The organism is Ideonella azotifigens (assembly GCF_006519715.1).
Classification (GTDB): Bacteria; Pseudomonadota; Gammaproteobacteria; order Burkholderiales; family Burkholderiaceae_C; genus Ideonella; species Ideonella azotifigens.
In genome coordinates this window covers 1-10,077 of the sequence record NZ_VIDT01000146.1, presented here as the reverse complement: position 1 = coordinate 10,077, position 10,077 = coordinate 1, and the positions used below count along the sequence as shown (strand labels likewise).

Genomic DNA, 10,077 nt, shown 5'->3' with positions numbered 1-10,077 from the left:
CTTGCGGAGGGGTCTGCGGCGCGGGCGGCGTCGAAGTGCAACTCGCCAGAACAAAGGCCATTGCCAAGAGCGCCTTGCAGCGCCATGCCATCACGGTGTTCATCGTGAGGCTCAGAGCGGCAGGTCCGCCGTGGCGCCGGTGGGCGAACCGCCCGCGTCGGCCGCCTGTTTCTTCTCCTCGGCGGAGACCACTTCTTCGGCGGCCGCCAGCGTCGGTGCCGCCGCAGGCGCGTGCCGCTCCTGCAGCGCCTGGGCCATCTGGTCGAAGGTGGCGTACAGCAGGCCGAACTCGTCCTTGCGCTGCTCGCGGATGCGGAAGTCGTAGCGGCCGCGCGAGATTTCGCCCAACGCCTCGGTCATCAGCTTGATCGGCCGCGCGAACCAGTTGGCCACGAAAAACATCGCCACCGCCACCGCCAGCACCGTGACCACCGCCAGCCCGATCATCAGCGTGATCGACAGCCGGGCCACGCGCTCCAGCGGCCGCTCCGGCAGCCCCAGCGCCACCCGGCCCACCGGCTTGCCCTGGAAGGTGATGGTGGATTCGAAACCCAGCACCGGCTCACCGCCGGCCAGGTAACGCGAGAGCTTCACGCCGCCACGCTCGCCCAGCGACTCGCCTGGTGGCGGCTGGTAAGGCAGGTTCTGCAAGCCCGGCTGGCTGGAGGCGCGCACCACGCCGCCGCGGTCGGCCACGGTCACGCTCTGGAAGTCGCGCGTCTTCATCACCTCCTGCAGCGACACGTCCACCGCCACCCAATCCTCGCTGAGCGCCGCCACCGCGTTCTGCGCCGCGATGAAACGCGCCAGCGCCGCGCCGTAGTCGGCCACCTGCGCCATCATCGCGGCGTACTGGCGCTGGATGATCAGCGAGGCGCTGAGCGCCATCACCACCGCGACGATCAGCGCCATCATGCCGGCCCACTTCACACGCAGCGGCACGATGCGCGGCCGGTTCGCCGCACCGGCTTCCTCGTCGATCTCGGCCAGCACCCGGCCCAGCGCCTCGGCCAGCTCGGCGCCGGTCTGGAAGCGATGCTCGGGTGCCTTGGCCATGCAACGGTCCACCACGCGGCGCAGCGAGGCCGGCAGGCCGGGCCGCAGCTTGGCCATCGGCGTCGGGTCTTCCTTGGCGATCTTCAGCGCCAGGTTCACCACGCTGTCGCCCTGGAACGGCCGCTGGCCGGTGAGCATCTGGTAGAGCACGATGCCGGCCGAGAACAGGTCCGAGCGGCCGTCGATCTTCTCGCCCTGCATCTGCTCGGGCGCCATGTACTGCGGCGTGCCCAGCACGTCGCCCACGCGGGTGCGCTGCTCGCCCTTGGTCGACTCCATGTGCGCAATGCCGAAGTCCATCACCTTGATGTCCAGCGTGTTGCGCACGCGGGCGATGTTGCCTGGCTTGATGTCGCGGTGCACGATGCCGCGCTTGTGCGCATAGTCCAGCGCCCGCGCCAGCTGCATGCCCATGATCACCACGTCACGCACCGGCAGCGGCTGCCCCGGCGCCAGCACCTCCGCCAGCGACTCGCCGTCCAGCAGCTCCATCGCCATGTAAGGCCGCCCGTCAATCTCGCCCACATCGTGCACGGTGACGATGTTCGGATGCGACAAGCCCCCCGAAGCCCGCGCCTCCCTCAGGAACCGCGCCCGGTACTCCTCGTCCTCGCACAAGGACGCATGCAGGAACTTGATCGCCACATCCCGCGCGATGCCCGGGTCATGCGCCCGGAACACGCTGGCCATGCCGCCACGGCCCAGGCGCTCCGAGATCTCGTAGCGACCGACCTGGCGGACAGGTGCCTCATTGCCGGGTGCGATGCGACCGCCTGGCAGGGTGCCGGTGACGGGCGCCGGCGACGCTGTATCGCTGGACAGACGCTGGGTCTGCGGATAAACCGTATTGCGGCCGACGGACTTGCTGTTGGCTGCGGTGTGCTCGGGTATCTGAGCCAAGGACGCGGCAGCGGGCGCGATGCGGGTGGCATCGGGGTCGACATTGCCTGCCTCATCGTCCGGCAGGGAAGACGAATGGCCGGCCCGGCCGTCTTGACGGGGAGCGGAAGACATTCGGGCATGGTTCCGCGGATGAGGCGAGGTGGCAATGTACGAAAGTCATTTGGCGCACCCGAGGCGCCCCTTGCGTCAAGGCAGGCGTCGGCTACGTCCGCAAGTTCAGCCAGGCTGCAACGAGAAGGAAGACAGACCCAACGATCATCCAGGCACGCGCCTGCGGCACCATGCGATAGCCGGCCGAAAGGAAGCGCCAGATGCCGAGCACCAAAAAGACCGATCCAAGAACCGAAAGAATGACATTGGCCTGCATGAGGTTCAGCTCACTTCCGGCGTCTATCAGCCAACGCCGCCACGGCGCTCTCTTGCTCGACCTCGTCATGGCTGCTCATGCCCTGGCACCACGGCCCTTCTCACCGTGATCAACGACCGCCTCCGGCTCGTCTTTCGACCAAAAGCCGGGCGCCATCCATGTAACGCGCAACAGCCGGTTCTCCAGGTTGGAATACAACACGTTCAGGCCGGTGCCGTCTTCAAAGCACCAAACCGCATGACCGCTGAGCAGGGCATCTTCGTGAACCACCGGTCGGTGTCCTACCTTGCGCACAAGATCTTGCTGCGTGTCAGAAAAATTCAGATCGAACGGCAAGGGTCCAGTCCAGCACAGCGAATCCAGCTCGCGCGCCGCGTAGTAGGTGACGGCGGAAAAAACCTGGGCATTCGGATATCGTCGGTCCGATCCGACGATCCGACGACCCTCGGTGAAGTACAACTCGATGCCGTACTCGCGGCGCATGTCCGCCACGTGTTCACGCCTGACGCTCGCAAGATGACGGTCGATTCCGAACATCGCCAATGCGGCCCGCAACTGCAGTTGCGACCAGCGAAGCCCGAACAGGTTCCTGAACTCTTCGGGAGTTGGCAACAGCCTGGTGTGAGAGTCCAACGCCCACGGCGTCTCGGGCATGCGGCAATAGACTGATTGAATCGCATGGCCGGCATCGCGATAGGCCACCGTCACATCGAGGCCCGCAATGCGCCAGAAGTCGCTTAGGTATGAGCGCCGTTGAGAACTTTTGGCGTCGAGTCTAGTGCGGGTGGCCTGCCGGGCGTCGTCCAGCGACAGACCGAAAGGCAACTTGAAAGGAAAATTTCGCATGACAGGGCCATCTGCATGAAAGATGACCTGAGAGAACAGCACGGGCCCTTGGCGACGCAAGGTGGGATCGAGTGCCTCCAGATATGCCTGGTCATCAAATCCAAGCTCGAGGCCCAGCTCATTAAGAACGATCCAGTCCACGTAGACCTCTCGGTCCTCTGCATCCAATTCGGGCTGGATGCCACGGGCAAGGCGCTCAAGGCAGTCCTGAACGCCTTGATCTTCAATCGGGCGACCAAGCAGTGCCAAAAGCGAATCACCGCCCATGATCGTTGCGTCCACTCGGCATCACTCGGCTTCTGGAACGCTCAAATGCAATAGGGCAATGCTCGAAAGGTCGCGTCTATATTCGGCAATCAGCGAATACGCAGGGCGTTCCCAGATGTCAATGCCATCTCCACCACCTCCTGGTGGCGGGCCCAGTTTTCGGCGTGCTTCATCGCACGAATCGGAAAATTCAAGCCCCTCGGGCAGCGAGCCGGGGAACTTGTCAGTGTCCTGCATTGGAAGGCCGGCATACAGCTGAACGTCGGTCAGCGAGAGCAGACTTGTCTTGCCGTCTTCGGGTAGTTCAAAAACGAGCGTGACACCCTTCTTTGGCAGTTCAACGTAGACGTCGATATCGCCACGCCTCACCTTCGGATGTTTCTTGACGCCGAGTTGTGCAAGCAACATCTTGATGTCCTCGGTGTCGTCTGTCTTGCCCAGGTAGAAGAGGAAGTCTTCGGCATTCATCGATGAACTCCAGGGAGTGGGTCGGCTCAGGCCTTGCATGCATCAAGGCATTTTTTAAGCCATGAATCGTATTGCTCATTCGTGATGTTGTTAATCTTTTCCGCGTTCTGCTTGTAGGCCTCTTGACAGGCCGCATCGTATTTTTTGATGCCGTCCTTGTCGCTCATCATGGCCGCTGTGTCCCCCTTGGCCGCGCCCTGCAGGTTCTGCGCATCGCGCGAAGCCTGAACGCGGGACTGCCCGTAGCTGGGGCTGGCGCGCTGATGCGCACGGGTAGGGATCACGATGGTCAAGGCGGAATCGTCAATCACCTTGCGCTCGCATTTCGACAGCGGCACCTTCTTCCGCTTGCTCTTGGCTGCTTGGGCTTTGAGCTCTTTGGCTCGCTCCTTCAACGCAGCCTTGGATGGGATGTGGTCTCGCGCCCGCTTTCCCTTGGCGGTCTTCTTCTTCTGTTCACCGTATTGATTTATCTCGCCGCACTTCATCTCGACTTCGTCGAGACCATCGATGATCGGCGTGACCAATGGGATCGTACCGGCGGCATCCACCGTGTTCTCATTGTTCTGCAACTTCTTGTCGGAAAAACGGCACGCGTTCTGACCATCCAGTTTCACGTCGAAGGAATAGAGAATCCAGGTAGAGGCTTGCTTGAAGGTGTTGGACTTGACGCCGCCGACAGTGCCCGGTTCGTCGCCAGAGCTCATCGAAAACTTTGAGCCCTTGATCGCGGCCATGTTGCCGCCATCCACCTTGACCGTGGTCGTACCGTCAGACAGCGTGCTGGACTGAGAGATGTTGGGGTATGGCATCGGCACAGGACCGCCCGGCGTCGGCGTCTTGCAAACATCCGGCACCGTCGCGATCGACATCCAACTGCCGCCCTTGTGCACCAGTGCGTTCAGCGTGCCATTGACTTTTACGGTGGCCATCGCGCTAGCAATTGCTGGCCGCGCGAAGCAGTGCTGCTGCGCGCTCCCCACCGTCCGAGCTGCCCCAGACCAAGCCGAGCGGTCCACGCGAATACATCTTCAACTGCGCGATGGTCGCGAGCACAACCGCCAACGGTCCCGACGCGGCGCCGACATCGCCCCAGCAGTCGGCAGGTGCGATGAAGTCACTGGCCGCGCGAAAACGCTGCCGCGTACGCGTGACCGTGAAACCATACTCATCTGCGCGGTAGGGCTCACCATTCATGTCGCAGTAGACGTCGGTGACCTGCTCACCGGGCCAAGCCTCCAACACCGAACCAAAGGCTCGCGACAACCCCTTTCCCAAGCACACTTCGCCGCTCCGGATCAGCTTGTCCTCCTTGCCCAGGCCGGTTGCCACAAGGTAGGACAGCGGCGCGATCCCGACAGCCCTCGCGGCTGCGCTCGACAGCAAGAGCGCGGCCCCCGCGGCCTCGCCGGGAATGAAGCCCCATGCGTTGTTGCGCTCGCCAGCGCCATGCAACTGCGATGTTTCCTCCAGCCATTCAAGCGTGTCGGGGTCGAGCCAGCAATCCGAACCGGCGATGATCACCGGCTGGCGCTGCTGCGTCCGCACCATCGCCAAGGCTGTCTCCAGCGCCACCAATCCACCCGCATGCCCCGACCGAAGCATCTCCATGTGCGCGAAACCACGTGGGAATGCCGCGCTCAAATGCCGCCTGATACGAGCCACAAGAGAATCATCGAAAGGAATACGCTCCGCGGGCAACGCGACGAGCAGCAATGGCGCGGCGAGCCCCACCAGGCCATTCGTTTCTCGTAACGGTTCCATGGCCTCGGCAATCGAGGCACAAAGGTTGTCCGCCATTCGCATGACCGTGTCGGGCTGATCGGCAAGCCAGCCGCATGCAGCAACCTTCATCGGCTCGCCTTCGGAGTCCACCATGAAGGGATGGTGGATAAAACCAGCCACACCAGCCCTCACAGCGGCGGCCGAAGACCAGGCACCTTGGCCGACGGCGGTCGCTGCACCCAGTCCGCAAATCGCGGCAGCGCGGTCAAGGTCCAAGCAGCGCCTCCAGGTCTTCTTCCTGATGTGTCAGCTGCGCATCGCGCATGTCAACCCGCGTATGGTCTAGCTGGTACACACGCGAATGGCATTCGAGCGCGCTGTGCCACACCAATGACACGCGCGCCGCATCGGGTTCGATGATGACGGTATGCAGGCTTGGCGGTGGATGGTCAATGCGATCCCCGTTCATGAAGCGTGTGCGCAACGCCAGCCGCGTGCTGGGCAAGACGAAGCGCGTGACGCCCTCCCGCGTCAGGTTCAGCAACGCCACCTCTTCACCCCCACGTAGAAATTCGGGGCTCCACTGATCTGATGGTGCAGACTGCCAGTGCCGCGGATCAAAGTCCCTGGGCAACAACGGCTGCCGATCGCGCTCCCAAGCTTCGTCGTAAGTACCGGCAAAATGCGCGCGCGCCTGCCAGTGACTGCCAATGAAGCCAAACCCAGCCGGCGTCGGGCGATCACTCCAGGCCTCGACCATGGCATGCGGATATTCAACGTTGGGCAAGGCCCGGCCGACCGCATTGGCGCGAGAGGTCGCGAAACCGGTACCTACCGGATTGGGCCAGTACCAGTCCTTGTCCGGTCGGCTCGATGCGGAATCAGCGCCGCCGAAAGCTCGGCTGTAGCGCATCGGCATGAGGACAAACGGCTGCGGCGCGGGACGCCATGATCCGCTTGAGCCCCACTGCCGGTCACCCGACACGCGAAGACGCTTGCCCACGCCACCGACGCGAAAGCCTACGTCCAAGCTGCCGACTGGCTGCCCGCCAGGTGAATGTGCAGTCCCGTTGATGACGATGTCAGTCGTTATTTTCGCGAGCACGAAATCGTTCTCGTAGCGCAGAACGCCCGGAGCATCTTCCCAGTACTCCGGCGTGCGCACCGGCGGTGGCTGTACCGACGCGGGGGCCGTGGTGCCATCTGAGAAGACATCGTACGTCGCCTTCACGACAACCAGCCAGGTCTCGGCGCCATCAAGCCCCCGGATCCACGACTGAGCTGCAGAAAACGGCGTGGCGTTCAGGATCTGCCACATGGTGCGACCTAGTTGATGTCGACCACCGCGCCCTTGATGCGGTTGGCCCCACTCGAACGGCTGACCACGTAGCGCCCGTCAACCAACACCTTGCCAGCGGCGGTGAGCGTGATGCTGGCATGGCCACAACGCAACACCAGCTCCCGCTGAGCGGTGATCTGCAGCGCACGCCCATCCACGCTCACCGCGACGCTCTTCGCGGCTTCAGGCTGCCGTTCTATCCCCGCTGGCTGAATGACACCGACGACGATGGGACGCAAAGGATCCCCGCGCTCCAGCAGCACGATCACGCCCTCGCAACGTCCAGGTGGCAGTGGCACCGTGCTGCGTGCGCTCACAAGGCGGCCCGGCATGACGTCTGGCATGTCGACCATCGGTGACCCGCTCTCGTCGAAGGCGACCACGGTTGCGACCAGCGGCCACGACATCGACTGTCCGAACAGCAAGGGATTGGCTTGCAGCTCGGTCAATGAGGCGTCCCCAGGCTTGCTTTCGGCCGCGGTGACTTCCGGCTCCACAAATGCCCTCATGCGATCCCCCGACGCGTCAATTGAGACCTACCTTGCTGCCTTTGATGACGATGTCACTCGAAGCCTTGACGTTGATCTTCCCCGAACCGTCGACAGACACGTCTTTCCCTTTGATGACTACCGTTCCATCCTTCTTCATCACGATGCTCGCACCGCCAGTCTTGATCGTGATCGACTCACCAGCGTCTATCACCAGGTTCTTGCCCACGCTAAGGCTGTCGTCATCCGTGACCGAGGTGCTCCGCTTCTTCCCGACGGAGGTCGACTGCGCGCCCCCTACCGAGACGCTACGGTCCGAACCAACGCTGGTGCTCTGCTTGGCGCCTACATCGGTGCTTTGATTCGCGCCGATCGAATTGCTCTGGTTCAAGCCGACAGTCGTTGTCTGACTCGCGCCGACCGTGATGGCCTGAATGGCACCGATGGTGACCTCCTGCGCGGCACCGACCGTGATCGTCTCGTTGACGCCCACGGTGTGCGTGCGCTGCATCGCGACGGTCGCCGTTTCGCTGCTGCCAACGGTGATGCTGCGGTTCGAGCCAATGCTGATGGTCTCGTTTGAACCGACCGTCTCGTTGCGGTTTACGCCGATCACGATGGTCTCGTTGTTGCCGACCTTCTCGCTTCTGTCGACGCCAATCGTGATCTTCTCGTTGCTGCCCACCTTCTCGGTCCGGTTCACGCCGATGGTGATCGTCTCGTTGTTGTCCACCGTCTCGGTGCGGTCGTGCTTCACATGCACGGTCTCGTCGTTGTCGATGGTCTTCTTGCGGTCGTGGCCGACCCAGTGGGTTTCGTCGTTCTCGACCTCGATGTCCTGGTTCTTCTCGGCGTGGATCCACAGCTGCTCTGCGCCGGCCTTGTCCTCGAAGCGGATGGCGTTGGCGGTGCCGTAGGCGCCGCCCTTGCTGGAGCGGGTCAGGATGCCGGACTGCGTGGCATTGGCGGGCAGGTCCCAAGGGGGCATCTGCATCGCGTTGTAGACGCGGCCGGTAACCAGCGGCTGGTCGGGGTCGCCTTCGAGGAAGTCGACCACGACCTCCTGGCCGATGCGCGGCACGTGCATCACGCCGAAATTCTTGCCCGCCCACGGGTGGCTCACGCGCACCCAGCACGAGCTGGTCTCGTTGTGCTGGCCGTAGCGGTCCCAGTGGAACTGCACTTTCACCCGGCCGTACCTGTCGGTGTAGATTTCTTCGCCAGAGGGGCCCACCACCACTGCCGTCTGCGGGCCTTGCACAAAGGGCTTGGCGGTCTGCCTGGGCGGCCTGAACTGCTGGTCGGCCGGGATGGCATCGAAGGTGCATTGGTAGCCGCCAGGCGCGCCGCCCTGGCTCTCGTAGCCGTCGACCACGGCGTTGGTGCGCATCGCCGAAATCAGGTACTTGATGTTCTGGTCTTCGCGCGGGTGCTTCTCCAGCGTCAGCACATGGCCGGTGGTGAGGCCTTGGGCATTGGAGGCGCCGCGCATGCTGACATAGGTGCTCTGCAGCTCGGTCAGGCGGTCTTCGTTGTACTGGGTGCCATCGGCCACCTGCAGGTAGTCGCCCTGGTAGTCGAAGGCTTCCAGCTTGTCGAGGTCATGCCCGCGGGGCTGCGTGGCCTTCACCGCGAGGCTGGTGGCCGGGCGCTCGAAGTCGTAGCTGGTGAGCGCCGCCTGGCCGGTCTTGACGCCGCAGCTGAACGACCAGTTCGACACGTAGTCGGCATCGGGCGGCAGTTGGTCGGTGTTCTCGTGGTATGGCAGGCGTTCGCAGTGAGGCGCAGGGTCGTGCGCGGAATAGGCATCCACCAGCACCAGCTTGTGTTCGGTGGCCGTGTGTTCGAAGTACCAGTAGATGCCCTCGTGCTCCAGCAGGCGGGCAATGAAGTTGTAGTCGGTCTCGCGGTACTGCACGCAGTACACCCACGGCCGGTAGCTGCGGTAGAGCTTGAACTCGAAATGGGCAATGGCGGTGTGGTCCTCGAAGACCTTCTTGACGATGTCCGGCACCGTCAGGTCCTGGAAGATGCGGCAGTCGGTGGTGCGGGTGAGGAACCACAGCCAGGGGCGCACTGTCGCCTGGTAGGCGTGGTAGCGGCCCCGGTGCGGCCCGATGCCGAAGCGTGTCACATGGCCGTGGAAGTAGCGCTTGCCGCCATCGCGCAGCGTGACGGCCACGCTCACGGTCTTGCCCAGCAGGTCGGTTGACAGGATGTCGGGCTTCTCGCTGAGCAGGCCCAGCTGCGTCTCGCCCAGCACACTGAGCCCACAGCCGTCGAACATCGATTCGAAGAGCAGGTCGTCAGGGGGCAGCGGGGAGCTGAGCGTGATCGAGGCAGACGGCATGAAGCGGCGCAGGCGCGAGTGAGGTCCTACGGTACGCAGGCCGCTTCGCACGCGAAAGCGACCAAAGTCACCCCGGCCACTTCAGCCACCGGCGGCCTTCAAGGCGCAGCGCAGTCCTCGGTACGCCAGCGCCGGGCGGTTTCGTCCCACAGCACAGGCTGGACCGCACTGCCACTGGCCTTGCCAGGCTTGACGCAGAACCGGGCCTCGTAGGCCACGGTGCCATCGGCACCAGCCTCGGGCTGCGCGCCGAGTTCGACGCGGTACA

General features: G+C 63.6%; 9 protein-coding genes. All 9 read right to left on the bottom strand.

Annotation, left to right across the window (positions count from 1 at the left end):
* Nucleotides 1-111: 111 nt before the first annotated feature.
* A complete protein-coding gene (locus tag FKP22_RS11525; RefSeq protein WP_141287639.1) occupies nucleotides 112-2,070 on the bottom strand; it encodes a protein kinase domain-containing protein in 1,959 nt (652 codons plus the stop codon).
* A gap of 91 nt (nucleotides 2,071-2,161) precedes the next feature.
* Complete coding sequence (locus FKP22_RS31975) at nucleotides 2,162-2,326, bottom strand: hypothetical protein (RefSeq protein ID WP_170200858.1); 165 nt, start codon at nucleotides 2,324-2,326, stop codon at nucleotides 2,162-2,164.
* Nucleotides 2,327-2,401: 75 nt separating this feature from the next.
* Nucleotides 2,402-3,454, bottom strand: coding sequence for a hypothetical protein (locus FKP22_RS11520; RefSeq protein ID WP_141287638.1), 1,053 nt, complete (start codon nucleotides 3,452-3,454; stop codon nucleotides 2,402-2,404).
* A gap of 6 nt (nucleotides 3,455-3,460) precedes the next feature.
* A complete protein-coding gene (locus FKP22_RS11515; RefSeq protein WP_141287637.1) occupies nucleotides 3,461-3,907 on the bottom strand; it encodes a DUF6392 family protein in 447 nt (148 codons plus the stop codon).
* A gap of 26 nt (nucleotides 3,908-3,933) precedes the next feature.
* On the bottom strand, nucleotides 3,934-4,839 hold the full coding sequence (locus FKP22_RS11510; RefSeq protein ID WP_141287636.1) for a DUF4150 domain-containing protein: 906 nt from the start codon (nucleotides 4,837-4,839) through the stop codon (nucleotides 3,934-3,936).
* Between the two features lie 4 nt (nucleotides 4,840-4,843).
* The gene (locus tag FKP22_RS11505) at nucleotides 4,844-5,908 is read right to left on the bottom strand and encodes a beta-ketoacyl synthase (protein WP_141287635.1); all 1,065 of its coding nucleotides are present in this window, start codon (nucleotides 5,906-5,908) and stop codon (nucleotides 4,844-4,846) included.
* Nucleotides 5,898-6,950 (bottom strand): DUF2169 family type VI secretion system accessory protein, encoded by a 1,053-nt coding sequence (locus FKP22_RS11500; RefSeq protein WP_141287634.1) that lies wholly within the window; start codon nucleotides 6,948-6,950, stop codon nucleotides 5,898-5,900. Before FKP22_RS11500 ends, FKP22_RS11505 begins: the two co-directional genes overlap by 11 nt.
* An 8-nt stretch (nucleotides 6,951-6,958) precedes the next feature.
* On the bottom strand, nucleotides 6,959-7,420 hold the full coding sequence (locus tag FKP22_RS11495; RefSeq protein WP_141287633.1) for a DUF6484 domain-containing protein: 462 nt from the start codon (nucleotides 7,418-7,420) through the stop codon (nucleotides 6,959-6,961).
* Nucleotides 7,421-7,496: 76 nt separating this feature from the next.
* Nucleotides 7,497-9,809, bottom strand: coding sequence for a type VI secretion system Vgr family protein (locus FKP22_RS11490; RefSeq protein ID WP_141287632.1), 2,313 nt, complete (start codon nucleotides 9,807-9,809; stop codon nucleotides 7,497-7,499).
* Between the last annotated feature and the right edge of the window lie 268 nt (nucleotides 9,810-10,077).

Excerpts from the sequence above, each read along its gene's own strand:
- FKP22_RS11525 (WP_141287639.1), bottom strand. The coding sequence starts at position 2,070 with ATGTCTTCCGCTCCCCGTCAAGACGGCCGGGCCGGCCATTCGTCTTCC.
- FKP22_RS31975 (WP_170200858.1), bottom strand. The coding sequence starts at position 2,326 with ATGCAGGCCAATGTCATTCTTTCGGTTCTTGGATCGGTCTTTTTGGTG.
- FKP22_RS11515 (WP_141287637.1), bottom strand. The coding sequence starts at position 3,907 with ATGAATGCCGAAGACTTCCTCTTCTACCTGGGCAAGACAGACGACACC.
- FKP22_RS11510 (WP_141287636.1), bottom strand. The coding sequence starts at position 4,839 with ATGGCCACCGTAAAAGTCAATGGCACGCTGAACGCACTGGTGCACAAG.
- FKP22_RS11500 (WP_141287634.1), bottom strand. The coding sequence starts at position 6,950 with ATGTGGCAGATCCTGAACGCCACGCCGTTTTCTGCAGCTCAGTCGTGG.
- FKP22_RS11490 (WP_141287632.1), bottom strand. The coding sequence starts at position 9,809 with ATGCCGTCTGCCTCGATCACGCTCAGCTCCCCGCTGCCCCCTGACGAC.